Here is a 20,982-nt window from a genome sequence, read left to right as displayed (position 1 = left end):
GGGCAGCGCCCTCCCGGGGGGAGGGTCGGGCGCTGCCCGGCCTTGTGGCCGGGCGAAACGGGTTTGCCGCCGCTCTCGCCGCGCCCCGGATCAGGGCTTCGCCGCGGTCACCAATATCCGGCTGTCCAGCGACAGGATCGCCCCGTCGTTGCCCTGCGCATGGGCCTCCAGCGCCTCGGCATAGCCGATCGCCGATTCCGAGGTCGGCCGCATCCCGTCGAACAGCGGCGCGCTGGAATGCAGCACCACCACCTTGCTCTTGCCCAGGGTGCTGTCATCCACCTTGAACGCCAGCCCGCCGCTCTCGGCCGCCTCGGCCAGGCTGAAGGCCATCCGCACCGCGACCGGCCCCTCGGCGCCGCCGCGCAGCGCCGGCACCGCGTTGTCAGGCCGGTTGATGTTGGGCAGCAGGTGGAACACGTTGCCCGAAACGTCCAGGATCGACACCGTCAGAAAGCCGTCGGTGACATCGGCCGGCAGGGTGACATCGATCACCGGGTTCTCGCCGACAAAGAACCGCCCCGAGGGGTTCGGCGCGCCGGTTTCCCCGACCCGAAAACCCACGCCGATGCCGCTCTCGGGGGCGCGCGGCAGGTGGCTTTCGATCAGGCAGAGCGTCGGGTTCAGAACCTCGACGTCCAGCACCAGCTTGCGGTCCCCCGCCTGCGCCCTGAGCGCGTCGAACAGCGCCACCCGCGTCGCGGTCCCGGCCACCCGCCCGGTTACCGTCACCGGCGCCTCGGGCCCATAGCCGGTAGCGGGCGGATCTAGCAGCGCCAGCGCGCCGCAGTCCGCCTGCGCCGCCAGGATCGGGCGCAGCGCGTCGGCGGAAAGGAACAGCGCGCGCAGGACGATCTCCACCGGCCCCTCCAGCGCGCCGGGCAGCTGGCCGCCGAACCGCGCCGCCAGCCGCTCCTGCACGGCGCGGTCGGTGGTGGTCCCGCTCAGCTTGCCGCGATTGCCGCTGACCGAAAACCGCCAGTCCTCCAGCCCCTCCAGCGGTTGCAGGGCGGCCAGCACGTCCGCCCCCCAGCTCGCCGCGATGGTGCCGCTGGCCAGCGTCAGCTCGGCACCGCCGCCTGCAATCGCGCTCAGCGCATCGCGCACCTCCTCCGAGGGGGCGTTGCCCACCATCTCCACCGCGCCGTCGGCCTTCTGCGCCAGCAGGGTATAGGGCTCGGCCACCGGGTAGGCCGGGCCGAACAGCCCGTCGAACAGCCCGGCGAAATAGCCCCCCGCACCGCCGCCAACCAGCAGCAGCGCCACCAGGGCTGCGATCAGCCCGCCGCGCGAGCGCTTCGGCTCCGGCGCCGGCGCGACACTTGCCCGCCCGCTCCCGGGCAGCCCCTCGGGCTTCGGGGCAGCCTGCACCGCGGGCGCGATCACTGTCGCCTCGCCGTCGTCCTCCTCCGCCGCCGCGCTCCCCACCTCCGGCGCGTCGAGAAACGCCAAAACCTCGGCCGCGCTCTGCATCCTGCGCTCCGGGTCCGGGTCGCTCATCCGGTCGATCAGCGTCTTCAGCGGCTCCGGCACGCCGCCGGTGTCCAGCGGGTCGCCCTTGCGCTGCAGAACCTCCATCGGGGAATTGCCCAGCTTTGGCGCCGCGCCGCGGAAATTCGCCAGCAGCAGCGCGCCCAGCGAATAGATATCCGAGCGCGCGTCGGTCTTTCCGCTCAGCTGCTCCGGTGCGGCATAGGCGTATTTGCCCGCGAACTCGTTGCCGACGATGGTCTGTGCGCCCGGGTTGGTGTCCTTGGCGATGCCGAAATCGATGATCACCGCCTCCGCCGGATCGCCGCCGCGCAGGATGATGTTGTCCGGGCTCAGGTCGCGGTGCACGATGCCGCGCGCATGCGCCACCTGCAGGCCCCCCGCCACCCGGCGGCAGACGGTCAGCAGGTCGTCGGCGGCCATCGGCCCCTGCTTGAGCTTGCGCTCCAGCCCCGGCCCCTCGACGTAATCCATCAGCAGATAGACATGCCCGTCCTCGGTGCGGTGATTCCCGGAATAGCGCACCACCGCGTCATGGCGGATCTCGCGGATCTCCTCCTCGCGGGTCAAGAGCGTCAGGTAATCCTCGTTGCCCGAGAATTCCGACTTCAGCATCTTCAGCGCCACCAGCCGCCCCGAAATCTCGTTGCGCGCCTTGTACACGTCCGAGGTGCCGCCGCGCCCCAGGATCGCCTCGATCCGATAGGTGTTGTTGACCAGATCGCCGGGCTGAAAGGTGTCACCGGGGCGCGATTCGCTCATCGCGTCACCCCCGGACCCGCCCCGGCGCGCCTAGCCCAGGGCCTGGAATTCGACACGGCGATTCACGTCGGCGCGCGGCGCGGCGCTGTCAAAGGGGGCCTTTTCGCCCATTCCGATCGCCTTGAGCCGGGTCTCGGCGATGCCGCACTCACCCACCAGGTGGCGCTTGACCTCCTGCGCGCGCAACAGCGACAGCCGCTGATTATAGGCCGCCCCGCCCGAGCTGTCGGTATGGCCGATGATCTGGAACACCGCCACGTCGACCGACTGCATCACCTGGCACAGGGTGGCCAGCTTGGGCTTCTGGTCCTCGCGCAGCGCGGCGCTGTCGAAGTCGAAGGAAATCTGGATGTTGACCTGATCCGCCTTGTCCACCGCCGCATAGTCTTCGGCCGGTGCCGCCACGGCCGGGGCCGAGGCCACCGTGGTGCTGCTGGCGCCGTCGCTCTGCTGGCCCGAGGGCACGATCACCAACCCACGGGTCTTCTGCTTCTTGAAGGCCTCGGTAATCTCCTCGGCGGACATCTCGGTCTGCGCGCTGGCCGCTATGGTGCCAAGGGCCAGGGCGGTGGAAATGGCAATTGCGCGAATCGTGGCGGTTCGGACCATGTCCTGTCCCCCTGTTAAAAAATGAATGAAGACACCTGAAAATCTATACCACGGTCCCGCGTCGGGCAAAGGTTTTTCAGACCCGGCAGGCCTCGGCCGAATCCCGGGCACCGCCGGATTGCCCCTTTACTCGCGGCACCGGAACGGGCTCAAATGGCCCCTAGTACAGGAGGGCCCATGCTGCGTTTCGTCCCCGCATTGATTATCGCCACCGCCCTTTTGCTGGTGCCGGTGATCTGGGTCGGGCTGGATCACCTGCTGGCCGAGGACGACTACGGCGGCGGCGGCATCGATTCCGGCGCGCGGATCGAGATCGAGATGCTGCGCCAGCAGGTCGAAAGCCTGAACGCCCGTCTCGACGGGATGGAGGGCGCGCTGAACCGGGTCGAATCCGGCCAGGGCATGGCGCTGCAACCGGGCCCTGAGGATCAGGCGTTTCGCCAGTCCGGCCCCAACGACATCCTCGACGCCTACGCGCAGCTCGTCTTCATCGCCGACCGGCGCAACGTGAACCGGGAGTTTACCGTGCTCACCTCGCGCTACCTGGTCAGCAAGCTGGGCCGCCCGCGCGAGGATCTCACCGACAAGTGCCAGTCGATCACCAACCAGCGTCTGGCCGATCTTCTGGTGCTGGAAAAGGTCGGCCCGGTCCGGGTCAGGATGCTGAAACCGGCCGCCGAATCCCTGCGCACCGTGTTCGAGAAGATCAAGCGCGCCGACCCCGACCTCTATTCCAAGATCAACACTTCCGGCTCGCTCTGCACCCGGTTGATCCGCGGCTCCTCGACCTCGATCTCGAACCACAGCTACGGCATGGCGCTGGACCTGAACATCGACGGCCACCTCGACAACCTCGCCGACGGCAAGACCCAGCTCGGCCTCACCATCCTCGCCGATTTCTTCCGCGCCGAGGGCTGGGTCTGGGGCGCCGGCTTCGGGCGCGAGGACAGCATGCACTTCGAGGTCAGCAAGGAAATGTTCGACGAATGGTTCGAAGCCGGGCTGATCTGAGCCGCCCTCCTACAGCGACCGCAGCAACACCTTGTTCGATCCCATCGCCGCCGCGATGCGCTGGAACTGGGCGCCGCGCGTCGACGGGTCCTCGGCCGAGCGCAGCAGCCTGGTCTCGGCCTCTCCGATCACCGCCAGCGCCTGCGCCACCGCCGCCTGCTGACGGGCAGGCTCCACCGGCACCAGCCGCCGGTTGGTCGTGGTGACCGCGCCGCCCTTGTCCTTTGTGCGGAACCGGGTCGGGCGCTGCGCAGCGGCACGGTTGGCGCGGGCGACATCGTTCAGTCCACGCGCGGTCTCGTCCAGTACCGCGCGCACCTGCGCATAGCCGCGCTGGCCCGCCATGCCCCGGCTGACGTCGTCGATCCGTTCGGCAAGGCAGTCGATCACGTATTCGCCCTTTCCGTCGCGCTTGAGCCAGCCGCAATAGCGCGTCGCCTGCTGCAGCGCCGCCACGATCTGCGCCGTCGCCGCCGCGCTGGTCTCCGTCGCCCTCTTCCGTGCGCCGGCCCCGGTGCCATAACCATAGGGCACGAAGGTGGGCGAGGATCCCACCGCATCGCCCCCGGCGAGGTGCAACCGGGGTGCCGCGACCCCGCCGGACAGGGCAAGCGCTGCGGCGGCGGTCAGGGCGGGAAGGGACAGGGACAGGGACATCAGGTCAACTCCGGTAGAGGTTCGGTCTGAGGAAACTGAAGGTGATCGAAAAGCGGCGGCTGCCAAGCCGGTCGGTCACATCGTTGATCTCGGCGCTCACCGTCATGCCCGGCGCGCCCTCGAACCGCCACGCCGCGCCCACATCCAGCGTCTCGCCGGTCCAGGCCGCCGAAACCCCGAGATTGCGGGTCAGCCCGATTCCGGCCCCGGCAAAGATACCGGGGTCGGTCCTGCCGTTGCGCAGGTGGGTGCCATAGCCCAGCGTGACCATCAGCGGGAACACATCGCCGCCCGCCGACAGATCGGTGAACCAGGTGCCCATGATCCGGCCGCGCTCGGGCACCGTGCTGGCCTGGCCCCAGCGGGCCAGCCCCTCGACCTGCGCCGCGATGTAGAGCGGCGAGTCCCCGGGCGCGATCAGCCGCGCGATCTTGGCCTCGAAATACCCCGAGTCGCCGAAATTGTTCGACAGCGAGGTGATGTTCGCCGTGATCTGCAGGCCCAACCCCTCTGCCGCATTGCCCAGGCCGACACCCAGCGCCATCGAGCCGTCCCAATCGTTGCCGGTGCCGCCGCGCTTTGAGGTCAGCCCGAGCGAGCCGAAGCCGAGCCCGCGCGGCGCCACCGTGGCTGAGGGGATCGACAGCAGCGTCAGGTTCTTCACCGCTTGCGGCGCCGGGGGCAGCGACCCGATGCCCACCGCCTCCTGCGCCCGCGCCGCAGGCGCCGCCAGCCCACCGGCCAGCGCCAGCGCGATCAACGCCCCGCGCAGGCGGGCAAGGGCAAGGCCGTCCCGCCTCATTCCTCGATCCCATAGGCCCGCCGGATGCCGCGCTGGGTGCCGGGGCCGAAATCGCCATCGATCGCGCCGGCATAGAATTCATGCTGCTTCAGCTTGGCCTGCAGGGCCCGCCGCGTGGCATCCTTGAACATGGTCGGCCGGTCGCTCAGAAGTTGCAGAACATCCGCACTCCCCGACCGCAGCGCCTCGTAAAGGTAATGCGCCGCATCCTCCGGTCCCTTCTGCGGGATCAGCCCGTCATCGATCAGCGCGGCGAAGTTGAACTGCGCCTGCGGGTGCCGCAGATCGGCCGCGCGCTCAAAGAACCCCAGTGCCTTCTTCGGGTCCGCCGGCAGCCCCAGCCCGCCTTGGTAATGCAGGAACCCCAGGTCGTTGATCGCGTCGGCATAGTTCTGGTCCGCCGCCTCGCGGTAAAGCGCCAACGCGCGCGGCTCGTCACGCTCCACCCCGGTGCCCCGCTCATAAAGCTTGGCCAGCTCGAACTGCGCCTCGGGCGATCCCGCCTCCGCCGCGCGGGTCAGGAAATCCACCGCTGCCACCGGGTCGAACCGCCCCTCGTTCGGGTTCAGCCGGATATAGGCCAGCCCCAGCATCGAGCGCGTGTCGCCCTGTTCGGCCAGCGCCAAAAGCTGCTCCTCCTGATCCGGCTTGATCGCTGCCCAGGCATCCAGCGCGCTGGGTGCCGCCGAGGGGTCCTGTCCCTGCGCGCCCGGCCCGGCGAGGTAGAACGGCACCCCGGTGAGCGAACCATAGGTATGCGGCTCCTGCAGGTTGCCGGTCTCGCTCAGCACCATGTCGCGCACCTGGCGGAACATCAGGCTGATCTCCAGCCCCGGCTGCACCATCTTGTCCATCAGCGCGCGGGCAAACGGGCTGTTGTCGCCGCGCCCGTCCAGCGCGACCTGCCCGTCGCGCGCCGCAAAGGCTACCAGCGTGCCGCGATCGGGGTCCGCAGGCGCCAGCCCGCCGCCGCCGCGCGTGGTCTCGCTGGTCTCGCTTGTGGCCGCCTGCGTTCTCTGGTTCAGGTCGATGGCATCGCCCAGCGGGTTGTCGCGGCAGCTGTCCAGGATCACGATGCGCATCTTGCGCGCCCGCTCCACCGCCGCCAGCATCTGTTTCAGCGAGATGGACTGCCGCTGCACGTCGAGATTGCTGGTGACCTGCGCATCGACCGGGATCATGAAATTCTCGCCCTGCACCTCGACCCCGTGACCGGCGAAATAGATCAGCGCCAGATCGGCCGTCTCCGAGCGAAAGGCGAAATCCTCCAGCAGTTGCCGCATCTCCTGCGCCGTGGTGTCGAGCGACAGCGTCACGTCGAACCCGATCCCCTCCAGCGTGCGGGCCATGTCGGTGGCGTCGTTGCGGGTGTTGTCCAGCGCCGGGATCGCGCTGTAGGCCCCCAGCCCCAGGATCAGCGCCACCCGGTCCCCCGCCGCCCAGGCCGCCGGGGCCAACAGGCACATCGCCCATATCACGACAACGCGCAGCGCTCGCATGTCAATTCCAGTTCTGAAAAACCTGATTCAAATCTGCCCTCAACCTTACCCAACGTCAGTGAAAAGGAAAGAAAGGATTCCCGCCGCGCAGCATCCCCCGCCCGCCGCCTCTTGCCAGCGTCGGTGCCACCCCGGATAGTCGGCTCATGCCGCGCCTTGCCGCCAATATCTCGCTGCTCTTCGCCGAGCTGCCGTTCATGGAACGTTTCGCCGCCGCCGCCCGCGCCGGGTTCGACGGGGTCGAGATCCTCTTTCCCTATGATCACGCCGCCCGGGACATCCGCGCGGCGCTGGACGCCCAGGGGCTGGCGCTGGCCCTGATCAACGCACCGCCGCCGGGTCCCGATGCCGCCTTTCCCGCCCTGCCGGGGGACGAGGCCGGTTTTCGCGCCACCATGGAACAGGTGTTGCAGCGCGCCCAGATCCTGCGCCCCGGCGCGATCCACGTGATGGCGGGATATACCGACGATCCGCGCGCCGAAGAGACCCTGATCGCCAACCTGCAATGGCTGGCCGATCACGCGCCGGATCAGCCCTTCACCATCGAGCCGCTGAATCCCGCCGATCAGCCCGGCTACGTGATGAACACCTACGACCGCGCCGCGCGGGTGCTGGCGCGGGTCGCGCGCCCCAACCTCGGGCTGCAATACGACAGCTATCACGCCCACCGGATTCACGGCGATGCACTCGCCACATGGCGTCACCATGCGCCTCTGGTGCGCCACGTCCAGCTTGGCGCGCCGCCGGACCGCAGCGAACCGCGGCTGGACGGCGGCCCGGTCGATTTCCCGGCGCTGCTGGCGCAGATCGCGGCCAGCGGCTACGACGGATGGATCAGCGCGGAATACACCCCGAGTACCGAGCGGACCGAGGACAGCCTGGGGTGGATGTCGGGCTAAATCGCCGAGCCAGGCTCCCCAGCGCGGACTCACGGCCGAAGGCCGCCGCGCAAGCGCCAGCCCACGGTCCGGCGCTTGCGCGGCTTGGGCTGCCGAAAAAACTGGCTCGGAACCCAAGGCATCGCCCCGCAGTCCCGCCATCCCCTCTCCCCACCAGGCGGAGGGAGGGCTAGAGAGGGGGTCTTGCCCCTGTGGCCCGGCAATAACCGGCGAACCCGTCGAGAAACCCCAGCACCTCGTCCCGATACGCCCCCGCGCCGACTGCTTCCATGATCGCCTCCGGCGTCATCTTCATCAGCGGCAGCCGCAGGAAGATATCCGGCGCGAAACGCTCGGTCACGGTCGAGAGTACCAGCCGCAGCGCCGCCAGCATGTTCTCGCCCCGATGCGAGGCATGCATCAGGGCCACCGGCTTGCCGATGATATGCTCGCCCGAAACCAGCCAGTCGATCGCGTTCTTCAGCCCGCCGGGGATCGCATGTACATATTCCGGGCTGGCCACGATCAGCCCGTCGGCCCGCGCAATGGCCTCCATGAAGGCCTGCACGCCCGGCGGCGGCGGCCCGTCCTCAAGATCCGGAGAGAACACCGGCAACCGCCCGACACCGTCGAACACCGAAATCTCGATCCCCGGCGGCGCGACCTCGGCCACCGCCTGCAGCAGCGCGGTATTGGTCGAGGCGCGGCGCGCGCTGCCCGAAATCGCCAGCAGTCTCAGGGCGGAGCCACCTGTCCGCCCGCCCATCAATGCGCCTCGGCCCAGTTCGCGCCCTTGCCCGCATCCACCGTCAGCTTCACGTCCAGATGCACCACCGGATCGGCCGCGCCTTCCATCACCTCGCGGGCGCGCGCGGCCACCGTGTCGGCGGCCGCCTCGTCGACCTCGAAGATCAGCTCGTCATGCACCTGCAACAGCATCTTTGCCGGCAGATCCTTGATCGCCGCCGGCATCCGGATCATCGCCCGCCGGATCACGTCCGCCGCTGTTCCTTGTATCGGCGCGTTGATCGCCGCGCGATAGGCAAAGCTGGCGCGCGGCCCCTTGGCGTTGATTTCGGGCGTATGAATCTTGCGCCCGAACAGGGTTCGCACGAACCCGTGTTCCTTGGCGAATGCCTTGGTCTGATCCATATAGGTGCGGATGCCGGGGAAGCGCTCGAAATAGCGGTCGATGAACCCCTGCGCCTCGGCCCGCGGGATCCGCAGGTTGCGCGCCAGCCCGAAACCGGAAATCCCGTAGATCACCCCGAAATTGATCGCCTTGGCCTGCCGCCGGATCTCCGGCGTCATCTCTTCCAGCGGCACGTTGAACATCTCGGATGCGGTGGCGGCGTGAATGTCCTGCCCCTCCGCAAAGGCCGCCTTCATGCCACCCAGATCGGCGATATGGGCCAATATCCGCAGCTCGATCTGGCTATAGTCGAGGCTGAGCAGGACCTTGCCCTCTTCCGCGACAAAGGCCTCGCGGATGCGCCGCCCCTCTTCGCTGCGCACCGGGATGTTCTGCAGGTTCGGATCGGTCGAGGCCAGCCGCCCGGTCGCCGCCCCGGAAATGATGTAACTGGTATGCACGCGCCCGGTGTCGGGGTTGATGTGGTCCTGCAGCGCGTCGGTATAGGTCGATTTCAGCTTGCTCAGCTGCCGCCAGTCCAGCACCCGCGCCGGCAGATCATGCCCCTCGGCGGCCAGATCCTCCAGCACGTCGGCCCCTGTGGCATAGGCCCCGGTCTTGCCCCGCTTGCCGCCCTCAAGGCTCATCTTGTCGAACAGGATCTCGCCCAGCTGCTTGGGGCTCCCGACGTTGAACGTCTCTCCCGCCAACTCGTGGATCTCGGCCTCCAGCCCGGCCATCTTCTGGGCAAAGGCGTTCGACATCCGGCTCAGCACATCGCGGTCGACCTTGATGCCGGTCATTTCCATCTCGGCCAGAACCGGCACCAGCGGCCGCTCCATCGTCTCGTAAACCGTGGTCACCTGTTCGCGGTGCAACTGCGGCTTGAACGTCTCCCACAGGCGCCAGGTGATATCGGCATCCTCGGCGGCATAGGCGCTGGCCTCTCCGATCGGCACCCGGTCGAATGTGATCGCCGATTTGCCCGAGCCCAAGAGCGGCTTGATCGGGATCGGCTGATGCCCGAGGTAGCGGTCGCTCAGCGTGTCCATCCCGTGCCCGTGCAGCCCCGCATGCATCGCGTAGGACAGCAGCATGGTGTCGTCGATCGGCGCCACATTCACCCCGTAACGGGCAAATATCTTGGCGTCATATTTCATGTTCTGCCCGACCTTTAGAATCGCCGGATCCTCCAGCACCGGCTTCAACAGCTCCAGCGCCGCTTCCACCCCGATCTGCCCCTCGGCCAGATCGTCCGAGCCGAACAGGTCATCGCCGCGCCCCGCCGCCTTGTGGATCAGCGGGATGTAACAGGCCTTACCGGCCCCCGTGCTCAGCGAGATGCCGACCAGATCGACCACCATCTCGTCGAGCCCCGTGGTCTCGGTATCCACCGCCACCACGCCCCGGTCGCGGATCATCGCGACCCAGCGCTCCAGCGCCGCCGGATCACGCACGCATTCATACGCGGCGGTATCGAAGGGCACCGCCTCCGGCGCCGCCTCCTCGCCGGGCTGCGCCGCCGCGACCTCCGGAATCACCGGCGTCTCCACCCCCATCTTCTCGGCGATGCGCCGGGACAGGGTGCGGAACTCCATCTCAGCCAGGAACGGCAACAACACGTCGGGGTCCGGGTCGCGCACCTCCAGATCGTCCAGCGTGAACTCCAGCGGCGTCTCGCAATCCAGCTGCACCAGCCTCTTGCTCATCTCGATCTGCGCACGCTTCTCGATCAGGGTCTGCCGCCGCTTGGGCTGCTTGATCTCGTCCGCCCGGTCCAGCAGCTCTTCCAGCGAACCGAACTCGTTGATCAGCAGCGCGGCGGTCTTGATCCCGATCCCCGGCGCGCCCGGCACGTTGTCGACACTGTCCCCGGCCAGCGCCTGCACGTCCACCACCCGCTCCGGGTAGACGCCGAATTTCTCCACCACCCCGTCGCGGTCGATGCGCCGGTTCTTCATCGCGTCCAGCATCTCCACCCCGCCGCCGACCAGCTGCATCAGGTCCTTGTCGGAACTGATGATGGTCACCCGCCCGCCGGCCGCGCGCGCCTGCACCGCCAGCGTCGCGATGATGTCGTCGGCCTCGTAATTCTCCATCTCCTTGCAGGCGATGTTGAAGGCCTCGGTGGCCCGCCGCGTCAACGGCATCTGCGGCCGCAGCGCCTCGGGCATCTCCTCGCGGTTGGCCTTGTACAGGTCGTACATGTCGTTACGGAACGTGTGGCTGCCCTTGTCAAAGATCACCGCCACATGGGTCGGCGCATCGGGCCCGCTGGCCTCCTCGACGTATTTCTGCAGCATGTTGCAGAATCCCGCGACAGCCCCGATCGGCAGCCCGTCCGACTTGCGCGTCAGCGGAGGCAGCGCATGGAACGCGCGAAAGATGAAGGCCGAGCCGTCGATCAGGTGCAGATGGCAGCCTTTGCCGAATGTCATTGCCCTCGTCCCCCTTGCCGGTGATGCCCGCCCGTAATGCCACGCACGCGGCACGGGGGCCAGTGGGGAATGGGGCGATGTCCCGGGATCAGCGCTCCGCCCCGGTCGCCGACAGCAGCCAGTCCGCGACCCGGTCCGCGTCGCGGTTGCGGTTCCCCTTCAGGGCCAGCAGGAAAAAGCCCGTCCGCCCGGTCAGCCGCGTCTCGCAGACCTGGACAAGGTGACCGGCGGCGATGTCGCGCGCGGCCAGAACCCGGCCGACCAGCGCAACCCCCTGTCCCGAGATCGCGGCATCGATCGCCAGCGCGGTCTGGCTCAGCCGCAGCCCCCGGGTGCCGCCGTCCCGCACCCCGAGCCGCGCCAGGAACGCGGGCCAGGCATCATGCGCGTCGTGCAGTTTCGGCATCCGCGCCAAGGCCCCGGGCGCCAGCGGCAATTGCTGCCCCCCCACCAGCGTCGGCGCGGCCACCGCGACAAGCTCATGCGCGAACAGCAGCCGCGCCTCCACGGCGGCCCCGAACGGCGGCGCGCCCTGCCGGATGGCCAGGTCGACCCCGTCACCGTGAAAGCTCGACACCCGCTCGGTCGCCAGGATGCGCAGGTCAATGTCGGGGTGGCACTCCGAAAAGGCGGGCAGGTTCGGGATCAGCCACTTGGCGGCAAAGGTCGGCGTGACGCTGATCAGCACCTTTCCCGCCTCCGGCCGCAGGCTGCGGGTGGCCTCGCGCAATTCGGCAAAGGCCGAGGCCACCCGCCCGTGAAACCCGCGCCCGGCGGCGGTAAAGGCCAGCCCCTTCGGCAGCCGCTCGAACAGCGGCACCGCCAGATGATCCTCCAGCAGGCGCACCTGCTGGGCCACCGCGCCCTGCGTCACCCCCAATTCTTCCGCCGCGATGCGGAAATTCAGGTGGCGGCCGGCGGCGTCAAAGGCGCGCAACGCATTGAGGGGCGGAAGCGAACTCATGAGGTGATAGTATTTCTACATCCACGGGAAATCAATTCTGGTGCGATAGGCCGCCCGATTCCATGTATACAGACCCTGAAATCAGGATCGGAGATCGGAATGACTGTAGAAAAGGTAGCTCTCGTGACCGCAGGCGGCAGCGGCATGGGCGCCGATGCGGCGCGCCGGCTGGCCGCCGACGGCTTCAAACTCGGCGTGCTCTCCTCCTCCGGCAAGGGCGAGGCGCTGGGCGCCGAGCTTGGCGGCTTCGGCGTGACCGGTTCGAACCTCTCGCCCGACGATCTCGCCGCCCTGGTCGAGGGCGCGCAACAGCGTTGGGGGCGCGTCGACGTTCTGGTCAACTCCGCCGGGCACGGCCCCAAGGGCCCGGTGCTGGAGATTCCGGACGAGGACTGGCACCAGGGCATGGAGGTCTACCTGATGAACGTGATCCGCCCGACCCGGCTGGTCACCCCGATCATGCAGGCCCAGGGCGGTGGCGCGATCATCAACATCTCGACCTTCGCGGCTTTTGAGCCCGATCCGCTGTTTCCCACCTCCGGCGTGTTCCGCGCCGGCCTGGCGGCCTTTGCCAAACTCTACGCCGACAAATACGCCGTGGACAACATCCGCATGAACAACGTGCTGCCGGGCTTCATCGACAGCCTGCCCGAGACCGGGGACCGCAAGGCACGTATTCCCCTTGGTCGCTATGGTCACGCCGGCGAGGTCTCCTCGCTGATCTCCTGGCTGGCCTCGGGCGAGGGCGGCTACATGACCGGACAGAACCTGCGTATCGACGGCGGGCTGACCCGTGCCGTCTGATGTCGCCCTGGCCACGCCCGCGCCCGGCCGCGCTGCCTTCGCCCTGAAATGGGGCGCCTCGGTCATCCAGATCATGGGCTACACCGCGACCGCCGCCGGCTGGACCCCCTGGAACATCTACCTGTTCCTGGTCGGCCTGCTGGGCTGGTTCACGGTCGGTGTGCTGTGGAACGACAAGGCGATCATGCTGATCCACATCGTCGCGCTCGGTGCCATGCTGGCCGGGATGAACAGCGGCTGAGCGCCGCCCCCGGCTTCTTCTCGTTCACAAATACTCAAATCCCGCCCGCCCCCACGGGGCGCGCGGTCGGCCGCTCCGGGCGCCCGGCTCAGACCTTTCCTTCGAAATCCTTGTGGACGTATTTGCAGTCGCAATAGGGGCATTCGACCCAGCCCAGGTCCTCGGGGATCTGCAGCCAGACGCGCGGGTGGCCCAGCGCCCCCTCGCCGCCGTCGCAGGCGATGCGGTAGCTGTCGACGATCCTGGTTTCCGGCGCCTCGATGGTCATGGCTGTGCGGCTCCCTCTTGATGCCGTGGCGGTTCGGGTCGGCTGCGTTTATGGGCCAAGCCCGGGGCGGGGGCAAGGGCCGGTGCGTATCGGCCAGCCTGCCGCGCCCCGGTTAACGCCGCCCTGTCCCGGCGCGCGTTGCCGGTCGCGGGCGGTGGCGGTAACGCAAATCGTACGAAATCGCCCGAAAACTCCCCGATGGGCGGAAGCCGGGGGCCTCGGGCCGGGTGCGGACTGTACAAAACCGCTCGTAAACTCCCCGATCCGGCCCCGCGCTTCGGGACTCCAAATGAGAACAAAAGGTGAATATACTCCCGACTCGCATGTACGCAGAATTATCGATCACCTCAAATTTCACCTTCCTCACCGGGGCCTCCCACCCCGAGGAGTATGTTCAGCGCGCCGCCGCGCTGGGCCTGCCCGCCATCGCCATCGCCGACGAAAACTCGGTCGCCGGACTCGTCCGCGCCCACAGCGCCGCGCGCGAGATTGCCCGGCTGGTCGCCGAGCGGCGGGCCTGGGACGCGGCCCATTCCCCCATCGGGCCGCCGTGCCCCGCGCATATCCCGCCGCCGCCCTCGTTCCCGATCACCCTTGTCCCGCGGCTGATCCCGGCGGCGCGGCTGGTGTTTTCCGACGCCCCGCCGATCACCGCCCTGCCCGAAAACCGCGCCGGTTGGTCCAACCTCTGCCGGCTGATCTCCCGCGGGCGTTTGCGGGCCGAGAAGGGCGGTTGCGATCTGTCTCTGTGCGACCTTCTTGAATTTTCAGGGGGGCTGCAGGTTCTGCTTCACCCAATTGAAAAACATGGGGAAAAAGGAGCCTCCGGGCAGATCGAGGCGACCGGATGGGCGCCGTTCCTGCCCCGGCTCGGCGCCCCTTTCCGGGGCCGGATGCACCTGCTGCTCAGCCCCCGCTACGACGGCCGCGACGCGGCCCGCTTTGATGCGCTGGCGGCGCAGGCCGCCCGGCTCGACCTGCCGACGCTGGCCAGTGCCGCGCCGCTGTTTCACCACGGCCGCCGCCGCCGTCTGGCCGATGTGCTCACCGCCGTCCGCCTGCGCCGCCGGGTCGAGCAACTGGGCCATGCCGCGCTGGCCAACGGCGAACGCCGGTTGCGGTCGGAGGGCGAGATGCGCCGCCTCTTCGCCGGGCATGAGGATGCGGTGGATCGCGCCGGGGCGCTGAGCCAAACCCTCACCTTCTCGCTCGACGAACTGCGCTACGAGTACCCCAGCGAGGCCGAAGACAGCGAAACCCCCACCCAGCGCCTCGACCGCCTCGCCCGCGCAGGCCTCGCCTGGCGCTATCCCGCCGGCGCGCCGGAGCGGGTGCGCAACATGCTCGAGCATGAGCTGACCCTGATCGCCAAGCTGCGCTACGAGCCCTATTTCCTGACCGTGCGCGACATCGTCGCCTTTGCCAGATCCCGCAAGATCTTGTGTCAGGGGCGCGGGTCGGCGGCAAATTCTGTGGTTTGCTATTGCCTCGGCGTCACCTCTGTCAGCCCCGAGATCGGCACCATGGTGTTCGAACGCTTCGTCTCCGAGGCGCGCGACGAGCCGCCCGACATCGACGTCGATTTCGAGCACGAGCGTCGCGAGGAGGTGATCCAGTGGATCTATCAACGCTACGGTCGTCACCGCGCCGGGCTTTGCGCCACGGTGATCCATTACCGGGGCAAGCGCGCCATCCGCGAGGTCGGCCGCGCCATGGGGCTGAGCGAAGATACCGTCGCCGCGCTGTCCTCGCAGCTCTGGGGCTGGGGCGGGTCGCGCGGCGTGGAGGAAGACCGGCTGCGCGAGATCGGGCTCGATCCCGCCGACCGCCGGCTGCGCCAGACCCTCGCGCTGGTCCACGAGATCGAGGGGTTTCCCCGCCACCTGTCACAACATGTGGGCGGGTTCATCATCACCGAGGGGCGGCTCGACGAGCTGGTGCCGATCGAGAACGCCACCATGGAGGGGCGCACGGTGATCTGCTGGGACAAGGACGACATCGACGCGCTGGGCATCCTCAAGGTCGATGTGCTGAGCCTCGGCATGCTCACCTGCATCCGCAAGGCGTTCGATCTGCTGCGCCAGCATCACGGCGCGGAGTATACGCTGGCCACCCTGCCGCCCGAGGATCCGAAGGTCTACGACATGCTGTGCCGGGCCGATTCCGTGGGCGTGTTCCAGGTCGAGAGCCGGGCGCAGATGAATTTCCTGCCCAGGATGAAACCGCGCAGCTTCTACGACCTGGTGATCGAGGTGGCGATCATCCGCCCCGGCCCGATCCAGGGCGACATGGTGCACCCCTATATCCGGCGGCGGAACGGCGAGGAGCAGGTGAGTTTCCCCTCCGACGCGCTGGGCGCGGTGCTGGGCAAGACGCTGGGCGTGCCCTTGTTCCAGGAACAGGCGATGCAGATCGCCATCGTCGGCGCGGGGTTCAGCCCGGAACAGGCCGACCGGCTGCGGCGCTCGCTCGCCACCTTCAAGAAACACGGAAACGTCAGCGAATTCAGGGGATTGTTCCTGCGCGGGATGGCCGGGAACGGCTATGACCGCGATTTTGCCGAGCGGTGTTTCTCGCAGATCGAGGGATTCGGGAGTTATGGGTTTCCCGAAAGCCACGCGGCCAGCTTTGCGCTGCTGGTCTATGCCAGCGCCTGGATCAAGTGCCATCATCCCGGCCTCTTCGCCTGCGCGCTTCTGAATGCGCAGCCGATGGGGTTCTATGCCCCGGCGCAGATCGTGCGCGACGCCCGCGCCCACGGGGTCGAGGTGCGCCCGGTCTGCGTCAACGCCAGCTACTGGGACAACGTGATGGAACCCGACGGGCGCGGCGGGCTGGCGCTGCGGCTGGGGTTCCGCCAGATCAAGGGGATGGGCGAGGAGGACGCCGCCTGGCTGACCGCGGCGCGCGGCAACGGCTATCACGAGGTGGCCGACCTGTGGCGCCGCGCCGGGCTGGGCCCGGCGGTGATCGCGCGGCTGGCCGAGGCCGATGCCTTTGCCGGTTGCGGGCTGAGCCGGCGCGCCGCGCTCTGGGCGGCCAAGGCGGTGGCCGCCGACCGGCCGCTGCCGCTGTTTGCCCAGGATCTGGGCGGCGAGGTGATCGAGGAGCCCGCCGCGCATCTGCCGCAGATGACCCTGGGCGAGCAGGTGGTCGAGGATTACGTCGCCCTGCGGCTGAGCCTGCGCGCGCATCCCGTGGCGCTGCTGCGTCACCGGTTGACGCCGGGGATGGAGGCGCGTGGGCGCGGCAGCCCGCCGGATTCGAGCCCTTGCAAAGAGAAGAAGCAGGGCGCGGCATCGAAACCGGTTCACCCCGCCGCCCCAAGGCGTTAGAAGGCGCGGGATGACAACCGCAGCGGAGCCCGCCGATGACCGCCCCCAAACCCGTGATCCTGTGCATTCTCGATGGCTGGGGCCTGTCGGAGGAGACCGAGGCCAACGCGCCCTATCTGGCGCAGACGCCGAATTTCGACGCCATCATGGACAAGGGGCCGCATGCGAGGCTGATCACCCACGGGCCGGACGTGGGCCTGCCCAGCGGGCAGATGGGCAACTCCGAGGTGGGCCATACCAATATCGGCGCCGGCCGGGTGGTGGCGATGGACCTGGGCCAGATCGACCTGGCGATCGAGGATGGCTCGTTCTTCGAGATCCCGGCGCTGCTGGCGTTCATCACCCGGCTCAAGGAAACCGGGGGCACCGCGCATCTGATGGGGCTGGTCTCGGACGGCGGGGTACACGGGCATCTGAACCATATCGCTGCGGCGGCGCGGACCATCGCCGCCTCGGGCGTGCCGGTGGCGCTGCATGCGATGACCGACGGGCGCGACGTGGCGCCGAAATCGGCCTATGGCTATCTCGCCGAGCTGGAAGAGCACCTGCCCGAGGGCGCGCGTATCGTCACCGTGACCGGCCGCTATTTCGCGATGGACCGCGACAACCGCTGGGGCCGGGTGTCGGAGGCCTATGCCGCGATGGTCCGGGGCGAGGGGCAGCATGTCGCCAGCGCCCATGACGCGGTGACCCATGCCTATAACCAGAGCGAGACCGACGAGTTCATCACCGCCACGGTGATCGGCGACTATGCCGGCATGCAGGACGGCGACGGGCTGTTCTGCCTGAACTTCCGCGCCGACCGCGCCCGCGAGATCCTGCGCGCCATCGGTGAGCCGGGCTTCGACGCCTTCGACACCGGGGCGCGGCCCGGGCTGGCCGGGATGCTGGGCATGGTGGAATATTCCGAGGCCCACAACGCCTATATGACGACGGTGTTTCCGTCGCGCGAGATCGTCAACACGCTGGGCGCCTGGGTGGCGAAACAGGGGTTGCGGCAGTTCCGCCTGGCCGAGACCGAGAAGTACCCCCATGTCACCTTCTTCCTCAACGGCGGCAAGGAAGAGCCGGAGGTAGGCGAGGAACGCTACATGGCGCAATCGCCCGATGTTGCGACCTATGATCTCAAGCCCGAGATGTCGGCCGAGGAGGTGACCGACCATCTGGTCGCGGCGATCGGCGCGGGCTACGATCTGATCGTGGTGAATTATGCGAACCCCGACATGGTCGGTCATACCGGCGATCTGGCCGCGGCGATCGCGGCCTGCGAGGCGGTGGATCGCGGGCTGGGGCGGGTGATTGCCGCGCTCGGGGCGGCGGGGGGCGCGATGATCGTCACCGCCGATCATGGCAATTGCGAACAGATGGTCGATCCCGAGACCGGCGGGCCGCATACCGCGCACACGCTGAACCCGGTGCCGGTGGCGCTGGTCGGCGGGCCGGAGGGGGCCACGCTGCGCGACGGGCGGCTTTCGGACCTTGCGCCGACCGTGCTGGCGCTGATGGGGCTGCCGAAACCGGACGAGATGACGGGGGAAAGCCTGATCAAATGAGCCTGCACCGCGCCCTTTCCGTCCTCGCGACCGGCGCCACCCTCTGGGCTGGCGCGGCGGCGGGGCAGGGCGACCCGGCGGCGGCGGCGCGGGCGGCCTCGGTGCAACTGGAACAGGCGGCGCTGGGCCTGCAGGCGGCCGAGGGCGCGCGCGACCGAGTCCATGCCCTGACCGACACTGTGCGCGCCTATGAGGCGGGCCTCGCGGCGATGCGCGACGGGCTGCGCCGCGCGGCCACGCGCGAGGGACAATTGGCCCGCAAGCTGCAGGCGCGCGAGGGCGAGATCGCCCAGTTGATCGGCGTGCTGCTGACCATCGAGACGGCCCCGCCGCCGGTGCGCATGCTGCACCCGCAGGGGCCGCTGGGCAGCGCGCGGTCGGGCATGATGCTGGCCGAGGTGACCCCGGCGCTGAACCTGCGGGCCGAACGGCTGCGCCACGACCTTGAAGAGGTGCAGACGCTGCGGCTGCTCCAGCAAAGTGCCGCGGAAACGCTGGAAGAGGGGCTGGCCGGGGTGCAGGAGGCGCGCAGCGCGCTGAGCCTGGCCCTTGCCGACCGGACCGACCTGCCGCGTCGCTTTACCGAGGACCCGGTGCGCACCGCGATCCTGATCTCCTCGACCGAGACGCTTGACGGCTTCGCCAGCGGGCTGTCGCAGATCGTCGCCGGCGACATCGCCGAAAGCCGCGCCGACATCGGTGCGCTCAAGGGGCAGATCCCGCTGCCGGTGCAGGGCCTGGTCCTGCACCGCGCCGGAGAGGCAGACGCGGCCGGGGTGACGCGCGCCGGTCTGGTGCTGGCGGCCCGCCCGCGGGCGCTGGTCACCTCGCCGACGCCGGCGACGATCCGCTATCGCGGGCCGCTGCTGGATCTGGGAAACGTGATGATCCTGGAACCACAACCCGATACGCTTTTCGTGCTGTCCGGGCTGGCCGAGGTTTACGGCGAGGCGGGGCAGGTGATCCCGGCGGGCACGCCGGTGGGGCTGATGGGCGGCGCGGTCCCCGAAATCGGGGCGATTCTGTCACTAAGCGGTGATGGCACTGGAACTGAGCGTTCGGAAACGCTCTATATAGAAGTCAGACAAGGCGGCAGCCCGGTGGACCCGGAAACGTGGTTTCGAACCGATAAGGATGGGTAGACGAACATGAAGAAATTCCTGATGGCCGCGGTCGGCGGCACGGTCGCAGGCATCATTGCGACAACGCAGATTGCCGGGCCGTTGCTGGCGCAGGAGAGCGCGCGCAACACCAATGTCTACGAACAGCTCGACCTGTTCGGCGACATCTTCGAGCGCATCCGGTCGCAATATGTCGAGGAGGTCGACGAGGCCGAGCTGATCGAGGCGGCGATCAACGGTATGCTGTCCTCGCTCGATCCGCATTCCAGCTATCTCTCGCCCGAGGATGCCGCCGCGATGCGGGTGCAGACCCGGGGCGAATTCGGCGGTCTGGGCATCGAGGTCACGCAGGAAGAGGGCTTCGTCAAGGTGGTCTCGCCGATCGACGGAACCCCCGCCGACGAGGCCGGGATCGAGGCTGGCGATTTCATCACCCATGTGGACGGCGAAAGCGTTCTGGGCCTGACGCTGGATGCGGCGGTGGAGCTGATGCGCGGCCCGGTGGGCAGCGAGATCGTCATCACCGTGGTGCGCGAGGGCGAGGACGAACCCTTTGACGTGTCGATCATCCGCGACACCATCAAGCTGACGGCGGTGCGCGCCCGCACCGAGGGCGAAACCGTGGTGGTGCGCGTCACCACCTTCAACGACCAGACCACGCCGAACCTGGAGGCCGGGCTGGCCGAGCAGATCGAAGCGGCCGGCGGCATCGACAACGTCAACGGCATTGTCCTCGATCTGCGCAACAACCCCGGCGGGTTGCTGACCCAGGCGATCAAGGTGTCCGACGCCTTCCTGGAAAAAGGCGAGATCGTTTCGACCCGCGGCCGTGACCCGGCAGATGGCGAGCGGTTCAACGCCACCCCCGGCGACCTGGCACAGGGCAAGCCGATGGTGGTGCTGATCAACGGCGGCTCGGCCTCGGCCTCCGAGATCGTCGCGGGTGCGTTGCAGGATCACCGCCGCGCCATCGTCGTGGGCACCAAGAGCTTTGGCAAAGGCTCGGTGCAGACGGTGATGCCGTTGCGCGGCGACGGCGCGATGCGGCTGACCACGGCGCGCTATTACACCCCCTCGGGGCGCTCGATCCAGGCGCTGGGCGTGTCGCCGGACATCGTGGTGGCGCAGCCGCGCCGCCAGCCGGCCGTGGAGGAGGAAGAACCGAAACGGCCGCGGTCGCGTTCGGAGGCCGACCTGCGCGGGCGGTTGAACAACGACAGCCTGACCGAGGACGAGATCCGCCAGATCGAGGCGGACCGCGCCAAGGCCGAGACCGCCGCACGCCTGCGCGAGGAGGATTACCAGCTGGCCTATGCCATCGACATCCTCAAGGGGCTGGGGGCGCTGAGCACCAAGTAAGGCGCCAAGCGGACCGCGAGACCAGGGGGCCGCGCCACAGGGCGCGGCCCCTGCCATT

Annotated in this window: 17 protein-coding genes; 8 read left to right on the top strand and 9 right to left on the bottom strand. The window is 68.6% G+C overall.

What is annotated here, in order from left to right; genetic code table 11:
- Positions 1 to 90 precede the first annotated feature (90 nt).
- Together P1U75_RS17250 and P1U75_RS17245 are read right to left on the bottom strand one after the other, a co-directional pair.
- Positions 91 to 2,253 carry a serine/threonine-protein kinase gene (locus P1U75_RS17250; RefSeq protein WP_300245403.1) on the bottom strand — a complete coding sequence of 721 codons (2,163 nt, stop codon included), beginning with the start codon at positions 2,251 to 2,253 and terminating at the stop codon, positions 91 to 93.
- A 30-nt stretch (positions 2,254 to 2,283) separates the two neighbouring features.
- Positions 2,284 to 2,862, bottom strand: a complete 579-nt coding sequence (locus tag P1U75_RS17245; protein WP_300245401.1) for an OmpA family protein — start codon at positions 2,860 to 2,862, stop codon at positions 2,284 to 2,286.
- Positions 2,863 to 3,039: 177 nt separating this feature from the next.
- Here P1U75_RS17245 and P1U75_RS17240 point away from each other — a divergent pair, with 177 nt between their 5' ends.
- Complete coding sequence (locus tag P1U75_RS17240; protein ID WP_300245398.1) at positions 3,040 to 3,873, top strand: M15 family metallopeptidase; 834 nt, start codon at positions 3,040 to 3,042, stop codon at positions 3,871 to 3,873.
- A gap of 9 nt (positions 3,874 to 3,882) precedes the next feature.
- On the opposite strand, the gene P1U75_RS17235 is transcribed toward P1U75_RS17240, so the two are convergent.
- The 3 genes from P1U75_RS17235 to P1U75_RS17225 are packed head-to-tail and all read right to left on the bottom strand — an operon-like array spanning position 3,883 to position 6,831.
- Complete coding sequence (locus P1U75_RS17235; RefSeq protein ID WP_300245396.1) at positions 3,883 to 4,530, bottom strand: hypothetical protein; 648 nt, start codon at positions 4,528 to 4,530, stop codon at positions 3,883 to 3,885.
- 4 nt (positions 4,531 to 4,534) lie between these two features.
- Positions 4,535 to 5,332: a hypothetical protein gene (locus P1U75_RS17230; protein ID WP_300245394.1), complete on the bottom strand. Its 798-nt coding sequence runs from the start codon at positions 5,330 to 5,332 to the stop codon at positions 4,535 to 4,537.
- Entirely contained in the window at positions 5,329 to 6,831 is a 1,503-nt protein-coding gene (locus tag P1U75_RS17225) for a caspase family protein (protein ID WP_300245392.1), read from the bottom strand. The genes P1U75_RS17230 and P1U75_RS17225 overlap by 4 nt, the downstream gene beginning before the upstream one ends.
- Before the next feature lie 146 nt (positions 6,832 to 6,977).
- Between P1U75_RS17225 and P1U75_RS17220 the strand changes: the two genes are divergently transcribed.
- Positions 6,978 to 7,730 (top strand): TIM barrel protein, encoded by a 753-nt coding sequence (locus P1U75_RS17220; protein ID WP_300245389.1) that lies wholly within the window; start codon positions 6,978 to 6,980, stop codon positions 7,728 to 7,730.
- 169 nt (positions 7,731 to 7,899) lie between these two features.
- On the opposite strand, the gene P1U75_RS17215 is transcribed toward P1U75_RS17220, so the two are convergent.
- From P1U75_RS17215 to P1U75_RS17205, 3 genes are all read right to left on the bottom strand, one after another.
- Entirely contained in the window at positions 7,900 to 8,475 is a 576-nt protein-coding gene (locus P1U75_RS17215) for an NADPH-dependent FMN reductase (RefSeq protein WP_300245386.1), read from the bottom strand.
- On the bottom strand, positions 8,475 to 11,279 hold the full coding sequence (polA, locus tag P1U75_RS17210) for a DNA polymerase I (RefSeq protein ID WP_300245384.1): 2,805 nt from the start codon (positions 11,277 to 11,279) through the stop codon (positions 8,475 to 8,477). The genes P1U75_RS17215 and polA overlap by 1 nt, the downstream gene beginning before the upstream one ends.
- 88 nt (positions 11,280 to 11,367) lie before the next feature.
- Positions 11,368 to 12,243: a LysR substrate-binding domain-containing protein gene (locus P1U75_RS17205; protein WP_300245381.1), complete on the bottom strand. Its 876-nt coding sequence runs from the start codon at positions 12,241 to 12,243 to the stop codon at positions 11,368 to 11,370.
- Positions 12,244 to 12,342: 99 nt separating this feature from the next.
- Here P1U75_RS17205 and P1U75_RS17200 point away from each other — a divergent pair, with 99 nt between their 5' ends.
- Entirely contained in the window at positions 12,343 to 13,047 is a 705-nt protein-coding gene (locus tag P1U75_RS17200) for an SDR family oxidoreductase (RefSeq protein WP_300245378.1), read from the top strand.
- Positions 13,037 to 13,288 carry a DUF6552 family protein gene (locus tag P1U75_RS17195; RefSeq protein WP_300245376.1) on the top strand — a complete coding sequence of 84 codons (252 nt, stop codon included), beginning with the start codon at positions 13,037 to 13,039 and terminating at the stop codon, positions 13,286 to 13,288. Before P1U75_RS17200 ends, P1U75_RS17195 begins: the two co-directional genes overlap by 11 nt.
- An 88-nt stretch (positions 13,289 to 13,376) precedes the next feature.
- Here P1U75_RS17195 and P1U75_RS17190 read toward each other — a convergent pair whose 3' ends face one another.
- Entirely contained in the window at positions 13,377 to 13,556 is a 180-nt protein-coding gene (locus P1U75_RS17190) for a zinc-finger domain-containing protein (RefSeq protein WP_300245374.1), read from the bottom strand.
- 323 nt (positions 13,557 to 13,879) lie between these two features.
- On the opposite strand from P1U75_RS17190, the gene P1U75_RS17185 reads away from it, so the two are divergent.
- The 4 genes from P1U75_RS17185 to P1U75_RS17170 are packed head-to-tail and all read left to right on the top strand — an operon-like array spanning position 13,880 to position 20,924.
- Entirely contained in the window at positions 13,880 to 16,891 is a 3,012-nt protein-coding gene (locus P1U75_RS17185) for an error-prone DNA polymerase (protein ID WP_300245372.1), read from the top strand.
- Positions 16,892 to 16,926: 35 nt separating this feature from the next.
- Positions 16,927 to 18,444 carry a 2,3-bisphosphoglycerate-independent phosphoglycerate mutase gene (gpmI, locus tag P1U75_RS17180; protein ID WP_300245370.1) on the top strand — a complete coding sequence of 506 codons (1,518 nt, stop codon included), beginning with the start codon at positions 16,927 to 16,929 and terminating at the stop codon, positions 18,442 to 18,444.
- Positions 18,441 to 19,586 (top strand): peptidase M23, encoded by a 1,146-nt coding sequence (locus tag P1U75_RS17175; RefSeq protein ID WP_300245367.1) that lies wholly within the window; start codon positions 18,441 to 18,443, stop codon positions 19,584 to 19,586. Before gpmI ends, P1U75_RS17175 begins: the two co-directional genes overlap by 4 nt.
- 6 nt (positions 19,587 to 19,592) lie before the next feature.
- The gene (locus P1U75_RS17170) at positions 19,593 to 20,924 is read left to right on the top strand and encodes a S41 family peptidase (RefSeq protein WP_300245366.1); all 1,332 of its coding nucleotides are present in this window, start codon (positions 19,593 to 19,595) and stop codon (positions 20,922 to 20,924) included.
- Positions 20,925 to 20,982: the final 58 nt, after the last annotated feature.

It is taken from the genome of Antarcticimicrobium sp. (assembly GCF_029212575.1).
Classification (GTDB): Bacteria; Pseudomonadota; Alphaproteobacteria; order Rhodobacterales; family Rhodobacteraceae; genus Antarcticimicrobium.
This window is presented reverse-complemented; position numbering and strand designations above follow the sequence as displayed.

Excerpts from the sequence above, each read along its gene's own strand:
- P1U75_RS17250 (WP_300245403.1), bottom strand. The coding sequence starts at position 2,253 with ATGAGCGAATCGCGCCCCGGTGACACCTTTCAGCCCGGCGATCTGGTC.
- P1U75_RS17245 (WP_300245401.1), bottom strand. The coding sequence starts at position 2,862 with ATGGTCCGAACCGCCACGATTCGCGCAATTGCCATTTCCACCGCCCTG.
- P1U75_RS17240 (WP_300245398.1), top strand. The coding sequence starts at position 3,040 with ATGCTGCGTTTCGTCCCCGCATTGATTATCGCCACCGCCCTTTTGCTG.
- P1U75_RS17235 (WP_300245396.1), bottom strand. The coding sequence starts at position 4,530 with ATGTCCCTGTCCCTGTCCCTTCCCGCCCTGACCGCCGCCGCAGCGCTT.
- P1U75_RS17230 (WP_300245394.1), bottom strand. The coding sequence starts at position 5,332 with ATGAGGCGGGACGGCCTTGCCCTTGCCCGCCTGCGCGGGGCGTTGATC.
- P1U75_RS17225 (WP_300245392.1), bottom strand. The coding sequence starts at position 6,831 with ATGCGAGCGCTGCGCGTTGTCGTGATATGGGCGATGTGCCTGTTGGCC.
- P1U75_RS17220 (WP_300245389.1), top strand. The coding sequence starts at position 6,978 with ATGCCGCGCCTTGCCGCCAATATCTCGCTGCTCTTCGCCGAGCTGCCG.
- P1U75_RS17215 (WP_300245386.1), bottom strand. The coding sequence starts at position 8,475 with ATGGGCGGGCGGACAGGTGGCTCCGCCCTGAGACTGCTGGCGATTTCG.
- polA (WP_300245384.1), bottom strand. The coding sequence starts at position 11,279 with ATGACATTCGGCAAAGGCTGCCATCTGCACCTGATCGACGGCTCGGCC.
- P1U75_RS17205 (WP_300245381.1), bottom strand. The coding sequence starts at position 12,243 with ATGAGTTCGCTTCCGCCCCTCAATGCGTTGCGCGCCTTTGACGCCGCC.
- P1U75_RS17200 (WP_300245378.1), top strand. The coding sequence starts at position 12,343 with ATGACTGTAGAAAAGGTAGCTCTCGTGACCGCAGGCGGCAGCGGCATG.
- P1U75_RS17190 (WP_300245374.1), bottom strand. The coding sequence starts at position 13,556 with ATGACCATCGAGGCGCCGGAAACCAGGATCGTCGACAGCTACCGCATC.
- P1U75_RS17185 (WP_300245372.1), top strand. The coding sequence starts at position 13,880 with ATGTACGCAGAATTATCGATCACCTCAAATTTCACCTTCCTCACCGGG.
- gpmI (WP_300245370.1), top strand. The coding sequence starts at position 16,927 with ATGACCGCCCCCAAACCCGTGATCCTGTGCATTCTCGATGGCTGGGGC.
- P1U75_RS17175 (WP_300245367.1), top strand. The coding sequence starts at position 18,441 with ATGAGCCTGCACCGCGCCCTTTCCGTCCTCGCGACCGGCGCCACCCTC.
- P1U75_RS17170 (WP_300245366.1), top strand. The coding sequence starts at position 19,593 with ATGAAGAAATTCCTGATGGCCGCGGTCGGCGGCACGGTCGCAGGCATC.